The sequence below is a fragment of the Alteromonas sp. 4NH20-0056 genome (assembly GCF_057539655.1).
Window position 1 is genome coordinate 459406 of sequence record NZ_BAAJLS010000002.1, and the last position, 25405, is coordinate 484810.

The 25405-nt window shown below is 43.7% G+C and carries 22 protein-coding genes; 6 read left to right on the forward strand and 16 right to left on the reverse strand.

Going from position 1 to position 25405, the window contains the following annotated elements; genetic code table 11:
- Positions 1–16 precede the first annotated feature (16 nt).
- Positions 17–1033: a zinc-binding alcohol dehydrogenase family protein gene (locus AC27EZ_RS05545; protein WP_487134371.1), complete on the forward strand. Its 1017-nt coding sequence runs from the start codon at positions 17–19 to the stop codon at positions 1031–1033.
- Positions 1034–1127: 94 nt separating this feature from the next.
- On the opposite strand, the gene tyrS is transcribed toward AC27EZ_RS05545, so the two are convergent.
- Positions 1128–2330: a tyrosine--tRNA ligase gene (gene tyrS / locus AC27EZ_RS05550; RefSeq protein WP_487134372.1), complete on the reverse strand. Its 1203-nt coding sequence runs from the start codon at positions 2328–2330 to the stop codon at positions 1128–1130.
- A gap of 220 nt (positions 2331–2550) precedes the next feature.
- Between tyrS and AC27EZ_RS05555 the strand changes: the two genes are divergently transcribed.
- From AC27EZ_RS05555 to AC27EZ_RS05565, 3 genes are all read left to right on the forward strand, one after another.
- Positions 2551–3876 (forward strand): OapA family protein, encoded by a 1326-nt coding sequence (locus AC27EZ_RS05555; protein WP_487134373.1) that lies wholly within the window; start codon positions 2551–2553, stop codon positions 3874–3876.
- 9 nt (positions 3877–3885) lie between these two features.
- A complete protein-coding gene (locus tag AC27EZ_RS05560; protein ID WP_487134374.1) occupies positions 3886–5049 on the forward strand; it encodes an anhydro-N-acetylmuramic acid kinase in 1164 nt (387 codons plus the stop codon).
- 196 nt (positions 5050–5245) lie between these two features.
- Positions 5246–6367, forward strand: a complete 1122-nt coding sequence (locus AC27EZ_RS05565) for an alkene reductase (protein ID WP_487134375.1) — start codon at positions 5246–5248, stop codon at positions 6365–6367.
- A 76-nt stretch (positions 6368–6443) separates the two neighbouring features.
- Here the strand turns inward: AC27EZ_RS05565 and AC27EZ_RS05570 are convergent, their stop codons facing one another.
- A complete protein-coding gene (locus AC27EZ_RS05570) occupies positions 6444–6890 on the reverse strand; it encodes an SRPBCC family protein (protein WP_487134376.1) in 447 nt (148 codons plus the stop codon).
- A 105-nt stretch (positions 6891–6995) separates the two neighbouring features.
- Entirely contained in the window at positions 6996–8798 is a 1803-nt protein-coding gene (locus tag AC27EZ_RS05575; RefSeq protein WP_487134377.1) for a trans-sulfuration enzyme family protein, read from the reverse strand.
- A 165-nt stretch (positions 8799–8963) separates the two neighbouring features.
- Here AC27EZ_RS05575 and AC27EZ_RS05580 point away from each other — a divergent pair, with 165 nt between their 5' ends.
- The gene (locus AC27EZ_RS05580; protein ID WP_487134378.1) at positions 8964–9929 is read left to right on the forward strand and encodes a D-2-hydroxyacid dehydrogenase; all 966 of its coding nucleotides are present in this window, start codon (positions 8964–8966) and stop codon (positions 9927–9929) included.
- A gap of 50 nt (positions 9930–9979) precedes the next feature.
- On the opposite strand, the gene AC27EZ_RS05585 is transcribed toward AC27EZ_RS05580, so the two are convergent.
- Complete coding sequence (locus AC27EZ_RS05585) at positions 9980–10552, reverse strand: glutathione S-transferase family protein (RefSeq protein ID WP_487134379.1); 573 nt, start codon at positions 10550–10552, stop codon at positions 9980–9982.
- 176 nt (positions 10553–10728) lie between these two features.
- Complete coding sequence (erpA, locus tag AC27EZ_RS05590; RefSeq protein WP_421132316.1) at positions 10729–11073, reverse strand: iron-sulfur cluster insertion protein ErpA; 345 nt, start codon at positions 11071–11073, stop codon at positions 10729–10731.
- Positions 11074–11293: 220 nt separating this feature from the next.
- Between erpA and AC27EZ_RS05595 the strand changes: the two genes are divergently transcribed.
- Positions 11294–12103 (forward strand): polyphosphate kinase 2 family protein, encoded by an 810-nt coding sequence (locus AC27EZ_RS05595; RefSeq protein WP_487134491.1) that lies wholly within the window; start codon positions 11294–11296, stop codon positions 12101–12103.
- On the opposite strand, the gene AC27EZ_RS05600 is transcribed toward AC27EZ_RS05595, so the two are convergent.
- From AC27EZ_RS05600 to minD, 11 genes are all read right to left on the reverse strand, one after another.
- Entirely contained in the window at positions 12098–13963 is a 1866-nt protein-coding gene (locus tag AC27EZ_RS05600; RefSeq protein ID WP_487134380.1) for a sensor histidine kinase, read from the reverse strand. The two genes, AC27EZ_RS05595 and AC27EZ_RS05600, sit on opposite strands and share 6 nt — an antisense overlap.
- A gap of 1 nt (position 13964) precedes the next feature.
- The gene (locus tag AC27EZ_RS05605; RefSeq protein WP_487134381.1) at positions 13965–16214 is read right to left on the reverse strand and encodes a GGDEF/EAL domain-containing response regulator; all 2250 of its coding nucleotides are present in this window, start codon (positions 16212–16214) and stop codon (positions 13965–13967) included.
- Between the two features lie 141 nt (positions 16215–16355).
- The gene (locus AC27EZ_RS05610) at positions 16356–17330 is read right to left on the reverse strand and encodes a GGDEF domain-containing response regulator (RefSeq protein ID WP_487134382.1); all 975 of its coding nucleotides are present in this window, start codon (positions 17328–17330) and stop codon (positions 16356–16358) included.
- Between the two features lie 11 nt (positions 17331–17341).
- Entirely contained in the window at positions 17342–18193 is an 852-nt protein-coding gene (locus tag AC27EZ_RS05615) for a glycosyltransferase family 2 protein (RefSeq protein WP_487134383.1), read from the reverse strand.
- Positions 18190–19137, reverse strand: a complete 948-nt coding sequence (locus AC27EZ_RS05620; protein WP_487134384.1) for a glycosyltransferase family 2 protein — start codon at positions 19135–19137, stop codon at positions 18190–18192. The genes AC27EZ_RS05615 and AC27EZ_RS05620 overlap by 4 nt, the downstream gene beginning before the upstream one ends.
- A gap of 576 nt (positions 19138–19713) precedes the next feature.
- Entirely contained in the window at positions 19714–20355 is a 642-nt protein-coding gene (locus AC27EZ_RS05625; RefSeq protein ID WP_487134385.1) for a sugar transferase, read from the reverse strand.
- 292 nt (positions 20356–20647) lie between these two features.
- Positions 20648–21067, reverse strand: a complete 420-nt coding sequence (locus tag AC27EZ_RS05630; protein WP_487134386.1) for a hypothetical protein — start codon at positions 21065–21067, stop codon at positions 20648–20650.
- A 117-nt stretch (positions 21068–21184) separates the two neighbouring features.
- Positions 21185–22618, reverse strand: coding sequence for a sigma-54-dependent transcriptional regulator (locus tag AC27EZ_RS05635; protein WP_487134387.1), 1434 nt, complete (start codon positions 22616–22618; stop codon positions 21185–21187).
- A gap of 12 nt (positions 22619–22630) precedes the next feature.
- A complete protein-coding gene (locus AC27EZ_RS05640) occupies positions 22631–24082 on the reverse strand; it encodes a sensor histidine kinase (protein ID WP_487134388.1) in 1452 nt (483 codons plus the stop codon).
- A gap of 259 nt (positions 24083–24341) precedes the next feature.
- Complete coding sequence (gene minE / locus AC27EZ_RS05645; RefSeq protein ID WP_487134389.1) at positions 24342–24596, reverse strand: cell division topological specificity factor MinE; 255 nt, start codon at positions 24594–24596, stop codon at positions 24342–24344.
- Positions 24596–25405, reverse strand: coding sequence for a septum site-determining protein MinD (minD, locus tag AC27EZ_RS05650; protein ID WP_487134390.1), 810 nt, complete (start codon positions 25403–25405; stop codon positions 24596–24598). Before minD ends, minE begins: the two co-directional genes overlap by 1 nt.

Here is a 25405-nt window from a genome sequence, read left to right on the forward strand (position 1 = left end):
ATTATCAGGAAATTACATGAAAGCATTTGGTTACAGCAGCAATTCAAAAACCTTAACACCAGAGGCAATTAAAGCCATAGAGCTTGAAACACCCACCGCTTCTGGGCACGACATACTGGTTGAAATCAGTGCCATTTCAGTCAACCCGGTCGATACCAAAATAAGAGCAAAGGTTGCGCCAGAAAACGGCTATAAAGTATTGGGATGGGATGCGGTTGGCATTGTAAAAGCCGTTGGCGAATCGGTATCACTTTTCAATATCGGTGACCGTGTGTTTTACGCGGGAGACTTGTCGCGCCAAGGCAGTAACGCACAGTTTCAATTGGTCGATGAACGTATTGCAGGCCGCGCGCCCGCCACGCTCAATGATGCACAGGCGGCAGCACTGCCACTTACCAGTATAACCGCCTATGAAATGTTGTTTAATCGCTTACAGGTTTCGAAAACCAAGCAGCACACACAGCAGTCAATTTTGGTTATTGGTGCAGCCGGTGGCGTTGGCTCTATCTTAGTTCAGCTTGTAAAGCAGTTAACTGGGTTAACCGTTGTTGGCACGGCCTCTCGAGATGAAAGTGTGGCATGGCTAAAGGAACTTGGCGCTGATCATGTCCTTGATCACAGTAAAAGTTTAAACGAACAACGTATCGAAAAAGGCCTAGCAGAGTTTGACTATGTCATTAGCCTTACACATACCGAGCAATACCAAGATGAAATCGTGGCCTGCATTAAGCCTCAAGGCAAATTTGCATTAATCGATGACCCCGTATCGTTCGACATTCTAAAATTCAAACAAAAGTGTATATCGATACATTGGGAGTTTATGTTTACGCGCTCGCTATTTACCACAACCGACATGATTGAGCAGCACAACCTGCTTAATGAGATAAGCGAACTCGTTGACGCTGGCACCCTAAAAACCACACTAGGGCAACACTTAGGGCCGATAACTGCCGAAAACCTTCTTGAAGCACACCGTATAGTAGAGTCACACACCGCGCGCGGAAAACTTGTTCTAGAAGGGTTTGAAGCATAATTTGCAGTATCCATAAAATGAATAGTTAAACGCTGCCCCCATAAAAAAGCCCCATTCAAATGGGGCTTTTTTCGTATCATGAACCGTAGATGCGCTACTTTACTAACGTGATCCGCGCGAACTTACGCTTACCTACCTGATACACATTCTCACCTTCATCAGTAAGTATCAAACGCGTATCTTCTACTTTGTCGCCGTTAATTTTAACCGCGCCCTGTTTTATCATGCGCATGGCATCAGACGTAGAGCCCACTAAGCTAGCCTCTTTCAATAGGTTGCCAATAGCGATGCCCGCTTCACCTAATGATACCTCTACCTCTGGCATATCATCAGGAATAGCATTTTTCTGGAAGCGTTGAATAAAGTCTTGATGCGCACCTTCGGCTGCGGCGTCATCATGGAAGCGCGCAATAATTTCTTTAGCCAGCATGATTTTTATATCACGAGGGTTTTCACCCTGCTCGACGCGAGCTTTAAGCTCAGCAATTTCATCGAGCGGTCGGAAGCTTAGCAAGTCGTAGTAACGCCACATTAAATCGTCAGAAATTGACATGACCTTACCAAACATATCGTTTGGCGCATCGGTAATACCGATATAGTTATTCAATGACTTAGACATTTTTTGTACGCCGTCTAGGCCTTCGAGTAATGGAACCATAACTATCGATTGTTGCTTAATACCTTGTTCTTTTTGAAGCTCGCGCCCCATCAACAAGTTAAAACGCTGGTCGGTACCGCCAAGTTCAACATCGGCTTCAAGCGCAACCGAATCCCATCCTTGTACAAGCGGATATAGAAACTCGTGAATGGCAATAGGTTGGCCATTGTTATAACGCTTTTTAAAATCATCACGCTCTAGCATACGCGCTACAGTCTGGCTGGCCGCTAACTTAATCATGCCTGCTGCGCCAAGCCCGTCCATCCACTCTGAATTAAAGCGAATTTCAGTTTTATCTTTATCAAGAATTTTAAACACCTGCTCTTGATACGTTTTAGCGTTTTCTAATACCTGCTCTTTGCTCAAAGGCTTGCGTGTTACATTTTTACCTGTAGGATCACCAATAAGGCCTGTAAAGTCACCAATAAGAAATACGACCTTGTGGCCAAGTTGCTGAAAGGTACGCAGCTTGTTTATCAATACAGTGTGACCAAGATGAAGATCAGGTGCTGTTGGATCAAACCCCGCTTTAATGGTTAGGGTTTTACCGGATTTAAGTTTTTCAATTAAATCCTCTTCGGGAAGAATTTCGTCCGCTCCCCGTTTGATCTCAGCTAGCGCTGTTTGCCAGTCTTTCATTGGTATGTTCACACTCTTTGAAAATTGAATTCTATTTGGTGCGGCATTTTACGCGTACAAGGGAACCATTAAAAGGTTTACGCGTCAAAAAGCGGATTACATGGCAATATGTGGCAAAAAGCCGCACTTTGCATAAAAATGTAGTGAGAAAAGTTGCTTTTTTAAGCAACGTATGTAAAAAGTCATGAAGCAATCGTTAGTTTCTCAGGTGGGCAGTAGTATGAGAAAGACATTAGATGCCACAAAGGCACTAACTCTATTCAAAAAATTACCAAAGCAGCATAGAACCGGGCTCGCAATAGCCAGTGCGCTTTTAGGTGCATTAATTCTTCTGCCGTCTGAGTCGGTAGAAGCAAGCCGTCATCATGAAGCACATAATCTTGATGCTGGCGTACGCTATCCTGTCGAGCTAAACATCGCCCCCTCTACCGACGTCTTTATGGGCGAAGAAGAGTCAAGCTGGCAGACGTATAAAGTGCGCAGTGGCGATACACTCGCAAAACTATTTAAGCGTGCCGGCTTCACCTCTCGTGATGTTTACAATGTGACGCAAGCGGGCGAATTAGCCAAAACCTTGGTCACGCTATTGCCGGGCGACGAGCTATCATTTAAATCGAATAAAGATGGTGGCTTTGGTGAACTTAAATACAAATTATCATCAACCGAAACGTTATTTGTTCGCCCTGACTCAAGCGATGACGATGCCACATTAATGGCTGCGGTTGAAAAACGTGATGTAGATATCCGCTATAACTTCGCGCAAGGCGAAATACATTCTAGTTTTTGGAATGCTGCTGTTCAGTCCGGCCTTACAAGCAATCAAATTATGAATCTTGCCGGTATTTTTGGTTGGGATATCGATTTTGCGATGGAAATTCGCTCAGGCGATACCTTTAATGTTGTATTTGAAGAACAATACATCGACGGCGAATTTGTCGGCTACGGCGATATCGTCGCGGCTGAGTTTACTAACCAAGGTGAACAGTTTAGTGCCATTCTTCATGAAGATGGTACCTATTACACGCCAGAAGGGCGCAGCATGCGCAAAAGCTTTCTGCGTGCACCCATCAACTTTAAGTACGTAAGCTCTAATTTTTCTAAGGCGCGTTTCCATCCTGTTCAGAAACGTTGGAAAGCTCACCGTGGCACCGATTATGTGGCTGCGGTTGGTACTCCAGTGATGTCTGCTGGTGACGGTAAAGTTATTAAGTCATCATATGATAAGTACAACGGCCATCATGTATTTATTCAACATGGTGAAAAGTACACCACGAAATATTTGCACTTTAAAAAGCGCGCGGTGAAAGTAGGTGACACCGTTAAGCAAGGACAAACGATTGGGTATTTAGGCAGCACTGGTCTTGCGTCTGGCCCTCATGTGCACTATGAGTTTTTAGTGGATGGCGTGCACAGAAACCCGCGCACAGTGGCGTTACCGAAAGCCTTACCGATAGCAAAAGAAGAGCGTGATGTCTTTATGGAAATTGCGAGTGTCCGCAAGGCACAATTAGACAACAACAAGCGCATTATGCTTGCTATGCAATAATAAATTGTAATGGCAAAATATATCGGCCTGATGTCAGGCACAAGCATGGACGGCGTTGACGCCGTCCTTTGCTATATTGAATCAGGCGAGTGTCACACCCTAGATTCTACTTCACTGCCCTACCCCCCAACACTCTTAGCCATGTTACACAGTTTGTGTAGCCCTTCGGTAAATGAACTCAATACCATGGCCGTTGCAGACAGGTTAGTAGCAGAAACCTTTGCAAATGCGGTTATCGCATTGCTTGAGAAAACGGATACATCGGCAGCTGACATCACTGCTATAGGCTCTCACGGACAAACTATTCGCCACTTTCCGCAAACCCATTTAGATGGCGATGCGCAAATTAGCCAATTTCCCCCGCATGATCATCGTAGTTTCACGTTACAAATAGGCGATCCCAATACCATCGCTGTGCTGACTAATATCGATGTTATCGCTGACTTCAGACGCAAAGATATTGCACTTGGTGGGCAAGGCGCTCCCCTTGTACCTGCTTATCATCAGGCAGTTTTTGCGCATAACACGGCGTCACGTGTTCTGGTAAACATCGGCGGTATCGCGAACCTCTCATTGCTAACGCCGAAAATAGACGGGTCAACGCCGCTTGGCTACGATACCGGTCCTGGCAATACATTAATGGACGCGTGGATTGCACGCCATTATGGCAAGCCGTATGACGCAAATGGTCAATGGGCGTCGTCGGGGAAAGTAGACAATGTGTTGTTAGCTCATTTATTAACTGATCCATTTTTTTCAAAAAATGGGCCTAAAAGCACTGGGCGAGAATATTTCAACCTAACATGGCTAGACGATGTACTTAAAACCATCGGAAGAAACATTGCCACCGAAGATGTCCAAGCTACCTTACTAGAACTCACTGTAAACAGTATCGCTAGTGCAGTGATGCGGCACAAATTGAGTGTAGATACGCAAGTTATCGTATGCGGCGGAGGCGCCTTCAACAGCGCACTAATGAAGGCGCTAAGCGCCCGCCTCTCACCACATCCTGTTGATAATAGCCGTTGCCTTAACATCCACCCGCAGCACGTTGAGGGCGCCGCTTTCGCGTGGTTTGCCTATGCGCATATAAATCGTATTTCAGGTAATGTGCCAGGCGTTACAGGGGCGTCTCGTAGTGCCGTGCTTGGCGCCTACTATAGCGCCGACTAAAACGCACCATACACGGTAAGTTTCACGTTGTGCTAATACATCGGGCAGACACGAAATCGTTAAGAAACTTTAACCCCTTATACTCAGTCTTATTCGGTATTTACTAGTCTTTTTTGCTATACCCACCCCTCTTGAATCAATCCAAATGGAAGCCATTTCAGTAGTCATTACACACTCGACAAAAAAGGAAATTATCATGTCAGATTCACCATTGTTCACTTCGTTTGAATGGGCTGGCAATACATTACAAAATCGTATGGTGCTAGCACCGATGACACGGGGACGTGCCGGTAGCAATCGTATCCCCAATAAAATCATGGGTGACCATTACGTACAACGGGCTGATGCAGGGCTTATCATTAGCGAAGCAACGGCAATATCCGAAGAAGGAATAGGTTGGGTAGATACACCTGGAATTTATACCGAAGAGCAGGTTGAAGGATGGCGTTCTATCAATAAGCGAGTCCATAACGCAGGCGGCAAGATTGTACTTCAGCTATGGCACACTGGACGCGCATCGCACAGCGACTTTCACGATGGCGAACTACCATTATCCGCTTCTGCAATAAAAATTGAAGGTGACGAAATTCACACGCCTAAAGGAAAAAAACCTTACGAAGTGCCGCGAGCGATGACGCATGAAGACATACGCAGAACCATCGCCGACTTTAAAACAGCAGCCGTCAATGCCAAAGCTGCCGGGTTCGATGGCATAGAAGTCCATGCTGCTAATGGTTACCTGTTGAACCAATTTCTTGACAGCAGAAGCAATCAGCGTACAGACAACTACGGGGGTAGCATTGAAAACCGCTATCGATTCTTAAGTGAAGTTATGGATGCAGTTTTAGCTATTTGGCCTGCTGAAAAAGTAGGGGTGAGGCTTTCACCAAATGGCGTATTCAACGACATGGGTGCCGATGACTATCGTGAGACATTTACTTATGTTGCACAGCAACTCAACGCATTAAAGTTGGGATACCTTCATGTTATGGACGGGCTGGCCTTCGGTTTTCATGAACGCGGCGAACCCATGATGTTATCTGAATTCAGAGCGTTATTCGATGGCATGATTATCGGTAACTGCGGTTACACGAAGGAAGAAGGTGAAAAGAGGATCAATGATGGCGATGGCGATATGATTGCTTACGGCAGACCATGGATCACGAATCCCGACTTGCCAACACGCTTTAAAAATAATTATCCATTATCTGCCTTTGACGACCCGTCAACGTGGTATGGTGGCGACGAAGAGGGATACAACGATTACCGAACGTATCGAGAACGTAGCGGCAAAGCGTCAATGGAGTCAATGACATAAGCAACGTCTTTTGCTGTTTTACAGATTGATTAAAAGCCCAACCAACGTCGTTGGGCTTTTTTACGATTAATCGATGCTAATTAAACTGCTTTTGTTTATCAGCCAACGCCGCGAGCTTTTCCAAACACGATAACCATCCATGTTGGTGCTGGTCGCATTCTTCTTGGGTACTAAAACCCGTATGCGTTAATACGATCCTTACCAGGTCAGCTTCGCTTTGTTCGAATGTAATATCGACAGATGTCATTACCGACGCCTCGAGATTATCTTCCCACGCCCATGAAAACACTAAATGCTCATTGGTAAGAATATGAACATACTCGCCCACCAATGCCATTTCTGCGCCATTCGGTTCTGCCATTTTAATGCGGTACTTTCCGCCTTCACTGAAATTACTCATGATTTGCGTCACTGCACTGTCACCAGGGGCAAACCACTCTGACAAATATTCCACCTCGTGGAACGCTGCGAACATAAAGGGTAACGAGCCGTGAAGACTCACATCTAGCGTAAATTGATACATACTGCGCCCTTTTAAAAAACGAGCCTAGTGCTAGTAGGCTCGGGACATTATTTAATAGGTGTATCGGCACGTGAGTACTATAACTTTACCAAAACCGGCAACGGGCTAATCATCATTACATTCCATCAATGTGTCCATGCTGGCAACACCATTAAAATGCTCTGCGCAAACCCTCTCGCTTACATCACGATAAAGTGTATCGATGGCTTCATTACGCATGAAGTGAGAGCAGAAGCCACTTTGATGCGGTTCAATAAAGTGTTTCGCTGCCAGCATGAAGTGTGCAATCAATTGCTTAACGTTGTCAGTACCCATCGCGATTCGCATGGTTGTTAGTTCAATACCCGCCTTTTTCTGCTCCTCTGTACTCAACTCAGAGTGCGAAGTCAGCGCAGGGCAAAGCACAATAGTGTTGTTTTGACCAATACTCACCTGGTGGCTAAATGCGGGCTCAAGCGCATCGAAGAAACGAACAAACACATCCCGTTCTAGCTGTGCAGGCGCCATATCGATAGTGAACAACGTGCACGGCCATCCGTTTTTATGCTGCTTTTTGCGTAAATCAGCATTGCTGTGCTCCGGCAGCGCATGGCAGTTGACGCGAATATGAGGGTGCGCATTTAAAAATGAAGTAAACACTTGAGTGTTGATCACTTTTGTCATCATACGTTGCTCTAACGTCTTCATGCCGTTTAACACATCGAATGCTTTTTCTGAGTCGAGGAACGCACCTTTGATATAATACACATCCCAGAACATGGTTTGCGACCAATCAACACCGTGCATCGAGCTACCTTTTGGCTGGAACATACGATGTCCTTCTCCAATAACCACACCCGCTGTCGTTGCACCACTTCCGCACAGATCTTTTGTATAGCTATGCATGACATAATCGGGTCTTGACGCTTTGTCTTCATGTTGGAGAGGTTGGTGCAAGACCGGCGTTGCTAGTGTCGAATCTAGCATCACCAACGCCCCCTCTTCATGCGCCAGCTTACTAATACCGGGCACATCAAGCACATATCCATGCGGGTTACATGGTGACTCCATATAAACGTGCATGCTAGCACCATTGTTAAGGCGTTCTGCATTTTCTACTTTTGTTTTCGCCATAAAATCGGCAAAACTGTCGCTATCGTAGCCGTCAAACCACGCAAGCTTAATGTTCATACGGTTTTCACGGGCGAAGTAATCGTGAAGTAACTGGTAAACACCACCATAAACATTTCTAGACACGATAAGAACATCACCGTGGCTTAACACGTTAGATAACAATGCATCAATTGCCGCCATGCCAGAATTAAAATTCCACGCCATGTAGTCTGCAGCATAAGGGCCCGCTTCCATATCGACGATAGCATTGGCTAACGAAATATTCGTAGGGTTTAATAAGCGCGAATAAATCTGATGAGTAAACTCCTTGCCTTGAAACGCATCGTCTACCCACTCGGTACACGCATAAACATAAGTGGCGGTTCGCACAACCACAGGCGTTGCTGAAAACAGGGCGGTCACATTGTCGAACAATGGATAATGCCCTTGTGACCCATTACCACTGGATAAGCTTTGGTAGGTTGCGCGGAATGGGTTTTGTAAGGTATCGAGAATTTTTGCGATTTGAAAAGAGAGGAATTTCTTCGCATTGAAATACGCAACACGATCCTCTTTGTCCAATGCACTTAATGTGTTGTTGGTAATATCCCACAGCCGCATGACATCGGCTTGCGCACCATAGAGATGTCGCGCAGTATCTGACAACGCCTGTCCATATTCAGATGACGACGATATCCCAAAGTGAGCGAGTTGTTCTGAGACTAAACCTTCAATAGACTGTGCGTTACTTGAGTTACGCTTTGGTGATAATATTTTCGCCTGACTGACTGTGTTGGTATCCTCAAGTGTGGCCATTCCGTTTTTCCTTATTATTTTCTGAGGTTGAACGTGAGTTTGTTTCTGTCACTCACTTTTTAATTTACAAAAATGTAAAACGTTATCTACAAATTTGAAACAAAGTGACGGCCAAATGATCCCACGAGTAAGGAAAGATAAGTTTACTTAATGAAGAGAACGTTAATGAAATCATCACGTAATGCCCCCTTACAGATATCTATTCTAAGTAGAGACGCAGACATACTTGCCGACAATTTATCTTCAATAGATGACATCCGTCACTTGATAGATATTGTGCATGTCACCGATAACCCGCAAAGCATCACACCAAGCGAAATAAAAGTATTGCTCGCGGCCCCAAACCTCGCGGTAAAAATTATTGGTGAATGCCATAACCTAGTATGGTGTCAGTCTTCTTGGGCTGGAAATCGGCCACTGTTAAGCCACGCCAAACAAAACTATCTACTCACGGGTATTAAAGATATTTTCGGGCCACTGATGCGTGAATACGTATTTGCTTATCTGCTACACCATGCAAGAAGTGTTAACGCGTTTTCCACTAACCAGGCCGCAACACCACCGGTTTGGGAAGCGACAGCGCGTGTTCCATTGCAAGGGAAAACGTTAGGTATCATAGGCCTTGGCAATATTGGCCGAGCGCTAATACCTGCTGCGAGAGCGTTTGGCATGAAAGTAATAGGGGTAACGAACACAGGCGCGCCGATAGAAGGTACTGATCATATCTATACAAAAGCGTCACTGTTAGACTTTGCAGGGCGTGCCGATCATATCGTCAACCTGATGCCCGACACGCCAGACACACAGAATATACTCTCGACAGCGTTTTTTAGTGCGCTCAAACCTAATGCGGTTTTTATTAATGCAGGACGAGGTGAAGCGGTTAATGACGATGCATTACTACAGTCTTTAACGCACGGTAAACCTGCGTTGGCAGTATTGGATGTATTTAGAGAAGAGCCGCTTCCTCGTGACCATCCCTTTTGGTCCCATCCCAACATCATTATTACCGCCCACACCGCAGCAGAATCTTCTCCGCAGGATGTTGCTGCAATCTTTGCTGAAAACATAACACGCTTTGTTCAACAACAGCCTTTATTACATACCTTTGATTTTGAAAAAGGGTATTAAAATGCTCACTCGCTTATTGACACAATCACACGGTTTATAACATCGGTGAGTTATTGTCTAGGATCTGTCGCGGTAAGCTCGATACGGTCGCGGTGCTGTTCATGAAAGTCGAGTAATGCGGAATAATCCTGCAAGGTGTGCAACTGCCTAAACAATACCCAGTCAATAAGCGTGTAAAGTGATATCTCTGGGTAGCCCCACTCACTAAATGCCCCCTTTTCGCATTGCTCGCTGAGCGTACCAAGCACACTGCTTATTCTTTCTTTTTGCAACGAAAAGAACAACTTATCTGCTTCCACATCAACGTCAGAGCGTTGTAATAAAAGTAACTGTACGAACGAGTCGTTGGCCGCATCAATAAGGGTAAGTTGATTTTCCTCTTCCCACGTTAAGGGGTTTAGCATCAGCTTTTCAGACAAGTAATTAAATATAATCCTGCTGTCAAAAATCATTCTGCCGTCATCTTCTAGGCACGGCACCTTCATGGTTGGATTTCGCGCGGCAAGCAGCGCTCGGTCATCATTAGAAAATATCTGAAGGTCTATAAATTCATGAGAAGTATTAAAAAGTACAATACGAGTGCGTCTAACGTAAGGAGAGGTGGTAGACCCATATAACTTCATATTCTTATCTTACCTACTTTCGGCCATTCTCGCGCGTTACGTTTACCTTCAACGTAGCGAATAAATAGCGTGGCTTAATACCACTAGTGTAGTAAAGATTGATAATTTGGAAAAGTAACCGTCGAAAGACGCGTCAAAGAAGTGCGTATAGTCGACTGACTATACGCGAATAAACACTATACGCTGAAGCTGGCACCACAACCGCACGTGGTTGTCGCATTAGGGTTTTGCACAAGGAATCGAGAGCCTTCAAGACCATCGACGTAATCGACCACTCCGCCAACAAGATACTGCAGACTCATTGGGTCAACCACCAGTGTCACGCTGTCTTTTTCGATGGTCATATCGCCTTCATTTACTTTTTCATCAAAAGTAAAACCATACTGAAAACCAGAGCATCCGCCGCCCGTTACATAAACTCTAAGTTTTAACTCAGGGTTTTCTTCTTCCATAATGAGGGCTTTTACTTTCGTTGCCGCTGCATCTGAAAACTCAATTGGCAACGCCATTTCTACAGACATACCCACCTCTTAATTCGTCACGTGCTTATGCACATTATCTTCGTTCAATTATCTAATACTTGAGTAATTCTATCAACTATTGGGGCAAAACAATTCGTTGCAAGGCATGCTACCCATGTTCAACGGTCTTATTATCGCGTTGGCATGCATAATAGGTGTAATTTCACCTCAAAATAGCTTACGTTATGAACAGAAGATTTCAGTAATGACTGGGTACCACATGACCAACATTATGCCCCCGCTCACGTCTGTACGCCTTCCTGACGAGGTTGAGGCACCGCGATTCGAGTCCAAAAAAGCCTATAAGGACACGTTACAACATTGGCAAAAATCGTTATTTCATGTTCAACAAGCCTATTTTCACAACAAACAAAAAGCACTCATCGTGGTAGAGGGGTGGGATGCGGCCGGAAAAGGCGGAGCCATTCGCCGCACAACAGAATTACTTGACCCTCGAGGCTTTACTGTATTCCCTGTTGGCGCCCCCTCTGCAGAAGAGAAAGAACATCATTATTTACATCGTTTTTGGTCAAAGACCCCTAAGAACGGACACATCACTGTACTCGACCGCTCGTATTACGGGCGTGTGTTAGTAGAACGTGTAGATCAGTTGTGTACTCGTGATGAATGGCAACGGGCGTATTCAGAAATCAATCAATTTGAAAAAAATTTAAGCGACGATGGTGTCAAAATAGTAAAGTTATTTATTCACATTACCGCCGACGAACAAAAAAAGCGATTTGAAGAACGCCTGCTGAACCCTTTTAAACAGTGGAAACTAACTGCAGAAGATTTACATAATCGAAGCCAACGTGCTGAGTATGTATCCGCTATTAGCGATATGTTAGCGTTGACACATACTGGTTCAGCACCTTGGTATGTTATAAACGGGGAACATAAATGGCATGCCCGTGTGGATTTTATCCGTCATATAACGCAAACGCTCTCATCACACATATCTATTGCGCCACCGACATTAAATGAAAGTCTTATCGAAAAGGCAAAACAACAACTAGGCATCACGTTATGACTCCTCCTCTTCGCCTTGCACCGCAATAGCAATGGGGATGGTGACAGAAAATACTGTTACACCGTCTTTACTCATCACGTTCACTTTTCCCTCTAACATTTTAGTTACCCACTGATGTACAAGGTGCAAACCTAAACCTGAATTACCCTCTCCTCGGGCAGTGGTAACAAATGGGTCAAATAAGGTTTCGGCGACGTCTTCTGCAACCCCTTTTCCATTATCCGTATGTTTTATAGTGACGTTGTCAGCCACACGCTCTACCGATATAACGATTTCATTGCTGTCTTTTTTATCAAAACCATGATCAACGCTGTTAACAACGAAGTTTTGTATCACTTGAGACAGTATGCCTGGGTACGTTGTCATTTCAATATCGATATCTGAATCATATTTAAGCGAAACCATTTTCTTTTTCAATATGGGCTTCAACGAATGACCTAAGTCGATGATTAACTTATCAAGAGAAAATGTAACAACCGATTCGCTCCCCCTATCGATAGCAAGCCGCTTGAAGCGTTTAATCAATTCACTACACTTGGTTAAATTAGATATTGCCAGCTCTGACGCTTCATTATTGAAAGCGATAAACCTTGTAAGCTTTTCATAGCTCAGTTTATCCGGTAGTAGCGTTTCAAGATCATGGGTTCTACGCGAGATACCGCTAACCGTCATCAAAGCCCCACCTATTGGAGTATTAAGTTCGTGGGCGACACCGGACACAAGCATTCCCAACGACGCCATTTTTTCTGACTCCACGAGTTCGTCTTGTAGAAGCTGCTGTGCAGCAAATGCTTCAGCTAATGCGTTTTTTTCCTCGCTTAATCGACTCGCTAGGATGCTCAATTGCTGTTCTCGAAAACGGTCTCTCAACAATAAGAAAAGCGATAAAACGCCGACAGCAAATGAAAGCAACAACGACGGAATTAACGCTTGGTAAAACGCCGAACGATAGTTGGCTCTGTCAGTGCTAGCAATTAAGATAATAGATTCTTCTTGGATCCCACCTTCTTGAGTGCCAAAAAGCGATACCGCGCTGTGTACGGTTTCGGCATCACCGCTCACTAAAGCAGTCGAACCGTCTTGTAGAACACTTTCCCACACTGTCTCTAGGGAATCTGATACCGACGCACTGACATCCTTCTTGTAGCTTGCCCATTCCTTTTCGGTGTCTGAAAAAATCATCCATTCACCATTCCCTTTCGCAACAAATACACGTGTTCCAAAATCACTTAACGTTCTTAAATCGTTAAACAGTGATTTCAATTCAAAATTAATAATAAATATACCGCTTCCCAATGGATGATTATCAACCTTTATTGCACTGCGAATTGTAGGCAAATAAGGCACCTCTACTTTTCCAAACTCCTCGTTAAGATCGATGGACGATAAATAGACTTCCTGTGAACTCGACAATAAAGCTCGCTCAAAGTAGTAACGACCTTTTTTGTTCTGCAGCTGCGCCGGCGGTACAGGCCTAGCTTCGCCGTTTTTAAAATTAACGCGTACTTCTTCTTGTCCACTTAGCGACAACCAACGCATCTGTGAAATTGTGGGGAGCGACTTGCCAACCCTCGCGAAGACTTTGTTTACGTCAACGTCATTATTTTCATTAGAGAGTAAATCAACAATATGGGCATTCAACAATGTCGTGCTATTTCTTATGTCACCTAAGCGCGCGTTGAACAACTGATTTGCGTTAGTAACGGCGACATTGTGCTGACTCCGAAAACTGGCTAGGTGAGCATTAAACAGATACAAAAACAATGCCATACCCACTGCGCTGGCAGTGATTAGTGTAAGCAGACATGACACCAGTGTGCTTTTCTTGTTAACAAGCAATAATACCGTCATTGCTTTCATGTTATTTAGCTCGTTTTTCAAGCCACTCTATAAAGGCGTCTAGCATCATCGGCTTACCAAAATAATAGCCTTGCGCCATGGTGTAACCCTTATCGATAAGCTTTTGCATTTGCTCTTCAGTTTCCACCCCTTCTGCAATAATATTAAAATGAAAGCGCTCTCCAAGTCTTGATACCATCTCGCAGACAGCAATCCCCGCATCGCCTTCCTCTGATAGTTTTGACACAAAACTTTGGTCTAGTTTAAGGGTTGAGACTGCTAAATCAGCGATGTGGGCAAGTGATGAGTAACCGGTACCAAAATCATCTATGCTGACCTTCACACCAATACGGATTAAACGCTGTAGTATTGGGTTAACCACGGCATAGTCCTGCATAGCTTGGCTTTCGGTGATTTCAACCTCAAGTAAGCTAGGTTCTACTGTCGTCGAATCCAGCAAGTACTCTAGCTTCGATAAAAAATCTGGGTTAGTTATGTCACTACAAGTCACATTGAAAGAAACAGGAAGGGTAATGTGGTTACGCTGCATAATAGCGATGGTTTCAAATGTTTTTTCCATCACCACCACATCAATTTTACCCATTAACCCCGAGGCTTCCGCTATTGGGATAAACGCTGAAGGTGGAACATTTTCACCATTAGGCTTAACCCACCGAATCAACGCCTCGGCACCGACGACCTCATTAGTTACCATATTCACTTTGGGCTGAAGCGCTAGTTGAAATGTATCGGGTGATTGTAATGCTTGATACAAATCAAGCAGCACCTGATGACGCTGAGCAATATTCATTGCAATGCTAGAATCGACCTGAGTTACCGACCGCGCTTTTTCTCTTGCTTCGGCAATAGAAAGCTCTGATATAGTAATAATGTCTTGCGGTTCACAGTCTTCAAAAAGGTGAAGTTCTGCTTTGCATACTACCGACATGATGGTATGAGCAAGTCCGTCGATATCTACCGACAGGTCGCTTAAGTGATTTAATAATGCTTTCGATGGCGCGTGTGCAGAAGGAAAAATGAAGGCGAATGTATTGTCCCTTATTCTGCAGATCGCGTCCGTGTGCACACATCGCTCTTTGATCTTTTGATATAATGCCCTGACAATTTCTTCAGCATAGCTTCTGCCTAACATCACTGCGATGTCTGAAAAATTTGAGATATCAACCAACACTAATACGCTGTTTTTCCATTTCGTCGTGTTTAATTGTTCTAACTCTCGCACTAACCAGTTTTTATTAGGTATATGTAACTCGCTGTCGAAGTAGGCAAGTTGTGATAGCTTGTTAAGCAATGCTAAGTTTGTAAAGCCGTTGCTTACATTTTCGCAAAATACTTGAAGAAGCGCGATGTGACTGCTTTTCAGTTTTTCAGGCGACTCAACAAGGATAATATAGCTACGCTCATCAACCATCGTCGTTGAAAAATATAAGGCCGTTAGCCCAGACGAAAAATTGTGCTCTTGCGTTCGAATCGTTTCTCTAAGAAGCGATAAAATCTTGTCTTTTTCAACACCGTTCCGTTTCTGTAGGAAGATATCATTAAGCATCTCTGCACTATCATGCCGGTAGTTGCCGCTGGTAGCAAAAATCTCACTTGCTTCTAACGCTTCGTGTTGAGGATGGTAGGCACACACGATACCGCCAGCATCTGACACACCAACAAGCTTGCTGATTTCATGTAAAACAGTTTGCGTGAAATCTTCGATATTCTCTTTGGATGTGAGCACACGAGATGCGTCTACAATCATTTGTAGACCGCGCTTGGCATGATATAACTCGGTCATAGACTGCCACGTGCGAATGTTACTCGTGACGATTGAATGTAATTTTTCTTCTGTTGTATCCGTTTTTGTCCAATATTCGTCTATGTCATAGCGCTGCATTATCTTTTTCTGCGGCGCGACACCTGGCTGCCCTGTTAGCAGCACAATGCGTACCCTGTCATTGCCGATAACACGCCTGATAGTATCGACAAGGTAAAGCCCTGCGTCATCACTCTCCATGACGACATCGAGAAGGATGACCGCTATGTCGTCTCTTTCTGATAAAATACTTGCCGCTTGTGTAGCAGAGTTGGCCGTAAGGACTTCTAGTTCACGTCCCATAACTTCAACAGCACGCAAACTTAGTGATATAGAACGCTGATAGTTGATATCATCTTCTACGCTAAGCACCTTCCACGTCGATGCTTCAGTTGGTGACATCGCGCCTTTCGCATCGACGTTAAAATCAATTATGTTTTCTATTGGCATGACGACTCCATTGTCCCACTAATCTTTTGCGTACAAACACTACTCACTAGCATATGCAACAAATCTGAGAATTTCGAGGTCGTCATTAAATTTCTTATTGTTTTTTCAACACCATTAAAAGAAATTAATACTGATGATTTTTTAAATAGCCCTTAAACTTCCTCCTACCATGGCGTAACGCGATGTTTTCATACTTAAATCAGTATCTGCTACCACATTGTTTTTTCCAGATACTTTAGCTTTATACATCGCTTTGTCAGCCTTTTTGACTATATCAACAAAATCCAACGTAGCATGCTCTTTAGACGCGGCGACACCAATACTCACTGTCACTCTCCCGCACGGAGAGTAGTTGTTTTCAATCAATAAACGTTCTACCGCTCTTGACATTTTATGTGCTATTAACTTCGCCCCCTCGAGGTTAGTGCGGGGCAATACCACGATAAACTCTTCCCCTCCGTACCGTATGACATTGTCAAAAGGACGGTTAACAACTTGCTTTAGCCTATGCGCGACCTTCTTTAATACCCTATCACCCTCTATATGCCCGTAGTTATCGTTGTATTTTTTAAAGTCATCGATATCGATCATAAGCACTGACAACGACCTATGCTCTCTATTCAATTCACGTATTAAAGGAGGAATATGCTGTTTAAGATACTCTCGGTTATACACCCCCGTAAGCGGGTCTGTGCATGCCAAATTCTCTAAATGCGTTTCTCGCTGCTTTACCTGAATTTGATGTATTAACCTATGCTTCAATGCTTCGGACACCACAGGCTTGACGACAAAATCTGATGCGCCAGCTTGCCAGCATCGATGTTGTAACTCTGGATCATTTTCAGCAGTAAGAAATACAACCGGAACATGCTTTAACTGGGCAATATTTTGTAACCTTTTACACGCATCAGCCCCGCTCACTTTTGGCATATTGTAGTCCATCAATATGACATCAGGTTGCTGAAGACGCCTACAAAAATCGACCGCTTTTTGCCCACTATCAACTTCAAAGCACGTAAATGTATCCGATAACATTCCAACGAGTGTAGACCTAAAGAGAGAGTCGTCATCGACAATCAGCACACTACGTTTGGTGTTTTCACTTAAAGATTGCATAACTCTATCCTCTAAAACGTTTTCGACTGTGCCGGCAGTTTTTTAGTATCGCTGTTCCACTTTTTTAACAACGTGTTGTAAAGATTTTGGAGAAAGCTGCCCGCTTTTTTCAGGTAACACTTCACTAGCGCTGAGCTACTAAATTTAAACTCCCCGTTATCGCTATAGAAATAGAGTGTGCGAGCTTTTGTGTAATTCACCGTAAACCTCTGTTTATTGAAAATAGTGCTGAGCATTTTCTGTTTCCGCCCTTTCGCGCTACTTTGCATTTGCTCTGGTGTCCGCTGGCAAAAGCGTCTAGAAATAGGTGATTCTGCATAGACATCGCTTGCCCAGGACGGGATTTCATTTACAACGTTTTCGGGCCATTTTTTAGTAGGTTCGTTGCAAAAAAAACGAGGCGACTTCCCATTCAGCGCATAATAGCGACGACGTTGAGAAATCGGCTTTTTTCTATCTTCGCTTTCATAGTTTTCATAATCGACATCGGTGAAATAAAATTGAGCGTGCCATACGTTCATTGTGTTTTTGAGGGCTGCACTAGCGCGTTTCAATGCCTTAATGGGCGACTCTGCAAGCAGCTCATCCGCGCCAAGAAGGTACCACCAGTCATCAGCGGCATATTCGCTGTGATAGCGGTTATAAATTCTATTGCATAGCAGACCTTTCTGAGATTCGTCAGTTTGACCGACGATAACTAGGTCGTTAAAGCGTGCCGCCATTTCATTAAGTACTTCCCATGTACCATCGTTTGAGTTGTTATCGTAAATGTAAATTTTATGACAAAACTTCATTGCGTTTAGCAATGTTTCTTCAACAATATCAACTTCATTTTTTACCGTCATAATTGCGTTGAGCTTCATGAAAGTAGATCCTTCTTAACGAATGCCATAGAGTGAGAGAAAGCATTTTTTAATTGGAGTAAACGCACACAGCAACGCAATGTGGTGCTGCGCAAATAACGGCGTTTACAAAGGGGTAAACTGAGTAATTGAAGCGCGGTGGAAAAATTCGAACACAAAATATTTTGCTTAGCCGTTGAGAGTAAAATATTGGCGTAATAGTCAACAATGTCACTCGTTTCATGGGCTGACTGTTTCACTTGGTTTAAATGACGATACGTAGATAGGCGCAGCTGACGAGGAACATTCACGTTCAGCACGTCCTTTGCAGTTAAATGCTGATGCAAGTGAATGTTTGGGCTGTAGACAATGTTACCTTTAAGCGCGACTCGAGCAAAAAATTCACATTCATCTTCGGCAGGATTTTTAGTCACGAATCCGCCTAATGTCTCGAAGTGAGATTTTTCAATCACAAAAGATGATAAGGTGAACGGAAGGTCTCCTTTTGCAGCAACAGCAAAGAAGTTATTCATTTCATACCCCTCAGGATTAACATTACTTAACTTCACACCAGCATCTACTGGCGCGCCGCTAGCCGTTATCCATTGATATCGAGATGCATAACATGAGCGATTGGGAAACGCATTTATCAAATGCTGAATCTCGTGAGTAAAGAAGGGCAGCCATTCATCGTTCGGGTTTAAAAATACAACTAAATCATTACGCGCCGCTTCCGCACCGTTATTTTTTGCAGCAAATAGCCCCTGATTAACTTGCTCAATCAACGTCAAGTTAGGAACATCGAGCGCGAGCACTTGATTTACGCTTCCATCGGTTGAACCGTCATCGACAACAATAATCTCATCAACACTCACGTATTGCTGTTGCACGCTCTTTATTGCTCTTTCGATGTGCTGAGCGTTATTGCGAAGTGGAATAATGACTGATAGTGAAATAGTTTTCATAATGTGGCCTCTAGATGAGAAAATTGCGCTGCCGTTAAGGGTAAAGTCTGTGATAGTGGCGAGCTTGCGCTAACAAGGGTATCCACAAGAAAAAATTGGTCGTTGATATGCGAAGAAGCATATGAACATGTTTTAATTTCAATCAATCTTTTCATCAGGACATCCTATTTTCATACTACAAAGTGACTTGTTACCTATTACTAAGCAAACTTAATGCCAACACTTAAAATCGATTAAAATCAACAATTTAGATTAAAATACACCTTCTTAAAAACTCTCTATCGCAGTTTGCAATGTGTTTTGCAAAATGAATTCTCATTTAAGATAGAAGGTAAATACATTTGCATAGCGAGAAAGTAAGACATGAGCTCAATGCGGATTTGGGTGAGAGTGATGGGCAACCAAAGAGCCGCATTGCTGGACCTTATTGGAAAGACGTTGGAGATGATCTTCTGGCCTTTACACATGTTGCTCAATTGGGCTAGCCAAAAAAAAGGCGCTAGTATTGCAACATAGCGCCAAAGGAGAGGGTTATAGTAAAACGCTAGGAGAAGCGTTAATAAATAAAGACGTTGCTTAGTAAGCACCTCTTCCTGTAAGCACCGCAGGAACAGTTGCTACCAAAATTTTTATGTCGAACCACCAGCTTTGTTTTTCTATATATTCTTTGTCTAATGCAAGTTGCTCTTCAAACGTGGTGTCTGCGCGGCCAGAAACTTGCCAGAGACCCGTCACACCAGGCTTGCAATTAAGTCGCGGTAAGACATTTGACGCATATTGCATATATTCCGTCGTTAGATGGGGGCGAGGACCAACGAGCACCATATCGCCATTTATCACATTGAACAGTTGCGGCAGTTCATCGATAGATAGCTTTCTTATTACTCTTCCAACGCGGGTAATCCGAGGGTCGTTGTACATTTTTTGGCAGATACCTTCTCGGTCACTCTTCATACTAGCCGCAATTTTCCACTGAATACTATCAGGCGTATACATAGAGCGAAGCTTGTAACAGTGAAATTGCCGCCCATGCTCTCCCACGCGATGTTGGGTAAAAAATAATGGCCCTTTACTTTCCAATTTCAAAAGAATACACACCACCGCTAACAGAGGAGAGAGCAGAAGTAGAATAAATAATGCGGTAAGCTTTTGAACAATCAGTGGCATACCTTTGTGAATTGAACCAATAATTCGCTGGTCAACAATGTGGTTATTCATAATTCCTCTCTTAGCGCCAGCCTGCTTTAAAAATCACATATCTGGCATACATCGTTTGTAGAAAATAAGCTTCTCACATGAATAAGCAAGGGGCGTGCCATGTTTTTTATTGTTTAATATCATAAGGTTAGGGAATAAAAGGAGAGGGTTTTTCGCTTTTTCTCAATATGATTCTCATATTGATTCACTCGAGAAGCATTATCGTAAACTAGAAAAACATAAGATAAAGCACTCTAGCAAAATGCTAAAAGCCACGCATAACACGTGGCGCGTGGGCTCGTGAAGTAGTAGGTCAATATAAGTTTTTAAACCAGTCCCATATTCCTAAAGAGAAAGACTCAAATATATTAATGCCCAACCAAGACTTGAGTAGGTACACCACCAGCAAGCCAATGAGGCAGACGATTAGCAGTGACAGCGTAATGATTAACAAGAACATACCAACCGCAATATTTTTTTCGCCCTGCGACAAGTCACGTCTGTTTTTACCCGCAACGAATACCGCATAAAAGCTCCATGGCAAAAAAGGCAGTTTAACCGTGGCCCTAACATCAACGCTATGCAGTCTTCCTCCTCGCAATCCCACCACGCGTCGCAGCGCAACCAATTGCTCTATCGTAAAGCTATTCGCAATGTTCGGGTCCATACGCTTAAGCAAGCTTTTTACGGCGGGATCATCAACCGGATGTTGGTCTTGATTCGTTTTCTTCATTTACTGTCTCATAGAAATGGTACGCAATACGTCACTTTCACGTGTAAGCATTGCTGCATACCAAATACGGAATGTAAGGCCGAACTATTCCCAAAGAATGATTAGCGTGAACAATAATCACCATTGCTGAATTTTACGATAGAGTGTTGAGGGGCTAACGCCAAGGGCACTTGCGGCTTTAACGACATTGTCTTCGTAATACGCGATTGCACTTTGAATAGCTTTTCGCTCGATATCCGCCAAAGATTCAATGGATGCCTCAGAGGTTGGTATCTCATCTATACTATTTGTGAAGGGAATGTCGTGTTGTTTTTCATCTACAGACGGCACTAAAGACGCTATCTTTTCTTGTAGCTTTGGCAACTGCGAGGCAAGCATCGCGCCCGATAAAAGTGGGCCGTCATTCATTACCACGCAGCTATGAATAAGGTTTTGTAGTTGCCTTACATTGCCCGGCCATGAAAATTTACGCAGTACTGATTTCGCATCTTCGGTAAAGCCAGCAAACATCTTTTGCTCCTCTTCCATAAAGCAGCGCATAAAGTGGTTAGCCAAAAGCAAAACATCATCCCCTCGCTCTCGTAAAGGGGGAAGCTGAAGCGCTATTACATTTAATCGGTAGAATAAATCCTCCCTTAAACGCCCATCTTTAATCGCGTCATAAGGGTCCCGATTGGTTGCGGCAATAAAGCGTACATTAACTTTTTCAACTTTTCCCGACCCCACTCGCTGAATCGTGCCGGTTTGTATGAAGCGCAAAATTTTAGCCTGCAACCCCATATCCATCTCGCCCAATTCGTCTAGAAATAATGTGCCGTTGTCCGCAAGTGATGCCGCGCCATCTCTGTGTGTCACTGCGCCAGAGAAAGCACCTTTAACATGGCCAAATATTTCAGACTCCATGAGTTCAGACGGTATCGCTGCACAGTTTAGCGCAACAAAGTTGTCTAATTTTCGCTTACTTAAGTTATGTATTGCCTGGGCTGCAACCTCTTTACCAACACCGCTTTCACCCGTTATGAAAACAGATGCATTACTAGGCGCCGCTTTTTCAATTACGGCATAAGCGCTCTGAAGTGCTCTTGATTCACCAATAAAGCCCTCTACTACCCGCTTGCGCTTACTTTGCGCAGCCAGTAATGCCGTTTTAAGCATGCTACGTTCCACCAGCACTTTACGCATACTCACAGCCTGATCAATCACCATTTCTAAACGCTTGTCGTCCCATGGTTTTTGTAGATAGCTCCACACCTTGGCTTCGTTCACGGCGTCTAGTACATGATCAACGTCACCATGAGCGGTCAGCATAATGCGTATGGTTTCGGGTGCAAACTCTGATACCTGCCTTAAAAACTCAGTGCCTTCCATACCCGTCATGGTCAAATCGCTGATGATGATGTCATAGCTTTTGTCATGACATTTTTCGAGCCCTTCTTCACCACTGCTGGCGGTGTCGATATTGGCAGAGATAATAGAGTCAAGCGTACGTCTCAACGCTCGCTGTACTTGGACCTCGTCATCTACTAGTAATACCTCTAACTTATCTGCCATATTCTGTTCCCTTTAATCCTTTACGTCGTCTGATTTAGGCAGCACGATACTAAAGCAAGTGCCAACGCCCACCACCGAATCAACCAATAGCGCACCGTTGTGAGCATCAATGATATTTTTAGATATGGCAAGCCCCAAACCGGTACCCTCTCCCACCACTTTTGTAGTAAAAAATGGAGAGAATATCTTTTCTAAATTTGCTTCACTTATGCCAGGGCCATCGTCTCTTATCTTCACGCTAAATGTATCTGCATCATTTATTAACGTTACTTCAACACTTCCACCATCACCTATCGCCTGAAGGGCATTAATAAATATATTGAGCAGTACTTGCTCAATTTCTCCTTCGTTTCCAAACACTTCAGGTTCGCCTTCAAGAAGATTAACCGTTACTAAATTTTGACTCTTCTTTGAAAATGATGCCATTTTAACAGCGCGTTCAACACACCGATTGAGATTCAGTTTCACGAAGCCTTTATCGCCAGTGTGAATAAAGGTTCTTAGGTTATCGCTGATGCCACTTAACCGGTTCAAACCATGCATATTGTCGTCTAACACTTCAAATACATCTTGCTCAAGCTTGGGCAAGTCGATTTGTTGTAGCGCATCAATCGTTGCCGAGTCTGACGAACTCATCAGAAGGTCTTTCAGTGATGAAACGAGCGTCATCAGTGTGCGTTGCAAATAACGATTGTTAGATGCAATAAACGCAAGGGGGTTATTGATTTCGTGTGCAACACCGCTGGCCAAAAAACCTAATGAAGACATTCTGTCAGCGGCAGCAAGCTGTTTTTTTGTTTGATTAAGTTCTTTTTCGAGGGCTTTCGATGCTGCATTATTGCCACCGACAGCCCCCTCATACATGCTTTCTAGCCCTGTCCGCAAATGCGCTAAATGGCTATCAAGTATGTACAATTTTTCTTCATTAATGAACTGCGTTTCAATGAAAAAAACCAACCAACCTATCGTGTCATTATCGTACTGAAAATTTGACGATAAGAACCACACGTTTTCTTGCTTGTTGGCAATATCGAGATCTTGTACGCACCATGAATTCAGAATTTGTTCTTCAGTTGTAGAGAGGCACTGAGCAACGGTTTCGGAAACTTCAAACCCAGTTGGGTCGCCATAAGTCGCCCCGCTTCTTACTATTTCGCCATGCTGGCAAAAATAGCATGTGCCAAAAGCGGCGTCAGTAAAGTCGACACACAATTTCAGCAAAGACTCTACTAACGCGAGACTACTTTGAGTTTTCTGTAGTTCCGCGGCAGACTTAACGAAGAATTCAATTTCTTCTTGTTTCGCGCTGGCATCTTCAACCGCTTTACGAAGATTTTCGTTAGCAAGAAACGATTTTTTTGCATAATCATCTAACAAACTCTCTGCTGCTTCTCTCGCCTGCTTTTCTCTTGCAAGCCGCCTTCGCAACACATTTAATTCGTCTTGTAGTGTAGTGTTTGCCATAACTCGCCTAGTTGATTTACATAGCAGCCTAGTTAATTCATACTTTTTCATTTCCGATTGTAGTGTAGTAGATCATTTATTCAGATACATCTTTAGTGTAATACAAGGTTACGTAACAACAGACATTATAATTAAGTGAAGACAATCTGGAGAAGTATAACGCCAGTTTCTGGCGTTATATGAAGAGTTAAATTACGAGGAAAAAGTGGCATTTATTGAATCACAAATAAACGCCCTAAAGCGATAACATGCCGATAGATTAAGATTCTGGCAATGTCACGTTGAGTTCGAGTACGCTGCAATCGTCGCTGTTGTCTAGTTGCACAGACACTTGGTCATCTGCAATACTGACATACTTGCGAATGACCTGAATGATTTCCTGCTGCATCATTGGCAAATAATCAGGTTCAGTTCGCTTTCGACGCTCATGAGCAACAATAATCTGAAGACGCTCTTTCGCTACTGCAGCAGTACTTGGCTTTTGCTTTTTCTTCAGCAGATCGAAAATACCCATTATTTACCTCCTAAAAACCGTTTGAAGAAGCCTTTTTTCTCTACTTCTAAGAAGCGATGTTCAACCGTTTCACCCAGTAAACGCTTCACGGCATCATTGTAGGCTTGTCCCGCATTCGCGTGTTCATCTAAAATGACAGGTAAACCTTGGTTAGACGCTTTTAATACCGATTCAGATTCAGGAATTACGCCCAATAACGGGATAGCAAGAATTTCCTCAACGTCTTCAACACTAAGCATTTCAGCACTTTCCACTCGAGATGGGTTATAGCGAGTAAGCAACAAGTGTTCTTTTACGACATGACCTTGCTCTGCACGCTTCGACTTACTCTGTAAAATACCCAATATGCGGTCAGAATCTCGTACCGACGATACTTCAGGGTTGGTTACCACAATGGCTTCATCAGCAAAATACAGCGCCATTTGCGCACCTTGCTCAATACCTGCTGGTGAATCACAGATAATAAAGTCAAAGTCTTCTTTAAGTTCATCAAGAACCGCTTGCACCCCATCAATGGTAAGCGCGTCTTTATCTCTGGTTTGCGAGGCAGGCAAGATAAACAGGTTGTCTGTACGTTTATCTTTTATAAGTGCCTGCTTCAGTGTGGCTTCTTTATTGATGACATTAACAAAATCATAGACCACTCTTCGTTCGCAGCCCATAATTAAATCGAGGTTTCTTAAGCCTACATCAAAATCGATCACTACCGTCTTCTTACCGCTTAACGCTAGACCGGTACTGATGGCTGCACTAGAGGTGGTTTTACCCACGCCCCCTTTACCCGACGTTACAACTATTATTTTTGCCAT

Bases quoted from the DNA above. Each gene is read 5' to 3' on its own strand.
- AC27EZ_RS05560 (WP_487134374.1), top strand. From the start codon at position 3,886: ATGGCAAAATATATCGGCCTGATGTCAGGCACAAGCATGGACGGCGTT.
- AC27EZ_RS05605 (WP_487134381.1), bottom strand. From the start codon at position 16,214: ATGCCAATAGAAAACATAATTGATTTTAACGTCGATGCGAAAGGCGCG.
- AC27EZ_RS05600 (WP_487134380.1), bottom strand. From the start codon at position 13,963: ATGAAAGCAATGACGGTATTATTGCTTGTTAACAAGAAAAGCACACTG.
- AC27EZ_RS05615 (WP_487134383.1), bottom strand. From the start codon at position 18,193: ATGAAGCTCAACGCAATTATGACGGTAAAAAATGAAGTTGATATTGTT.
- minD (WP_487134390.1), bottom strand. From the start codon at position 25,405: ATGGCAAAAATAATAGTTGTAACGTCGGGTAAAGGGGGCGTGGGTAAA.
- AC27EZ_RS05630 (WP_487134386.1), bottom strand. From the start codon at position 21,067: ATGAAGAAAACGAATCAAGACCAACATCCGGTTGATGATCCCGCCGTA.
- AC27EZ_RS05625 (WP_487134385.1), bottom strand. From the start codon at position 20,355: ATGAATAACCACATTGTTGACCAGCGAATTATTGGTTCAATTCACAAA.
- AC27EZ_RS05555 (WP_487134373.1), top strand. From the start codon at position 2,551: ATGAGAAAGACATTAGATGCCACAAAGGCACTAACTCTATTCAAAAAA.
- AC27EZ_RS05565 (WP_487134375.1), top strand. From the start codon at position 5,246: ATGTCAGATTCACCATTGTTCACTTCGTTTGAATGGGCTGGCAATACA.
- AC27EZ_RS05635 (WP_487134387.1), bottom strand. From the start codon at position 22,618: ATGGCAGATAAGTTAGAGGTATTACTAGTAGATGACGAGGTCCAAGTA.
- AC27EZ_RS05580 (WP_487134378.1), top strand. From the start codon at position 8,964: ATGAAATCATCACGTAATGCCCCCTTACAGATATCTATTCTAAGTAGA.
- AC27EZ_RS05620 (WP_487134384.1), bottom strand. From the start codon at position 19,137: ATGAAAACTATTTCACTATCAGTCATTATTCCACTTCGCAATAACGCT.
- tyrS (WP_487134372.1), bottom strand. From the start codon at position 2,330: ATGAAAGACTGGCAAACAGCGCTAGCTGAGATCAAACGGGGAGCGGAC.
- erpA (WP_421132316.1), bottom strand. From the start codon at position 11,073: ATGTCTGTAGAAATGGCGTTGCCAATTGAGTTTTCAGATGCAGCGGCA.
- AC27EZ_RS05570 (WP_487134376.1), bottom strand. From the start codon at position 6,890: ATGTATCAATTTACGCTAGATGTGAGTCTTCACGGCTCGTTACCCTTT.
- AC27EZ_RS05585 (WP_487134379.1), bottom strand. From the start codon at position 10,552: ATGAAGTTATATGGGTCTACCACCTCTCCTTACGTTAGACGCACTCGT.
- AC27EZ_RS05610 (WP_487134382.1), bottom strand. From the start codon at position 17,330: ATGCAATCTTTAAGTGAAAACACCAAACGTAGTGTGCTGATTGTCGAT.
- AC27EZ_RS05575 (WP_487134377.1), bottom strand. From the start codon at position 8,798: ATGGCCACACTTGAGGATACCAACACAGTCAGTCAGGCGAAAATATTA.
- AC27EZ_RS05545 (WP_487134371.1), top strand. From the start codon at position 17: ATGAAAGCATTTGGTTACAGCAGCAATTCAAAAACCTTAACACCAGAG.
- minE (WP_487134389.1), bottom strand. From the start codon at position 24,596: ATGGGTATTTTCGATCTGCTGAAGAAAAAGCAAAAGCCAAGTACTGCT.
- AC27EZ_RS05640 (WP_487134388.1), bottom strand. From the start codon at position 24,082: ATGGCAAACACTACACTACAAGACGAATTAAATGTGTTGCGAAGGCGG.
- AC27EZ_RS05595 (WP_487134491.1), top strand. From the start codon at position 11,294: ATGACCAACATTATGCCCCCGCTCACGTCTGTACGCCTTCCTGACGAG.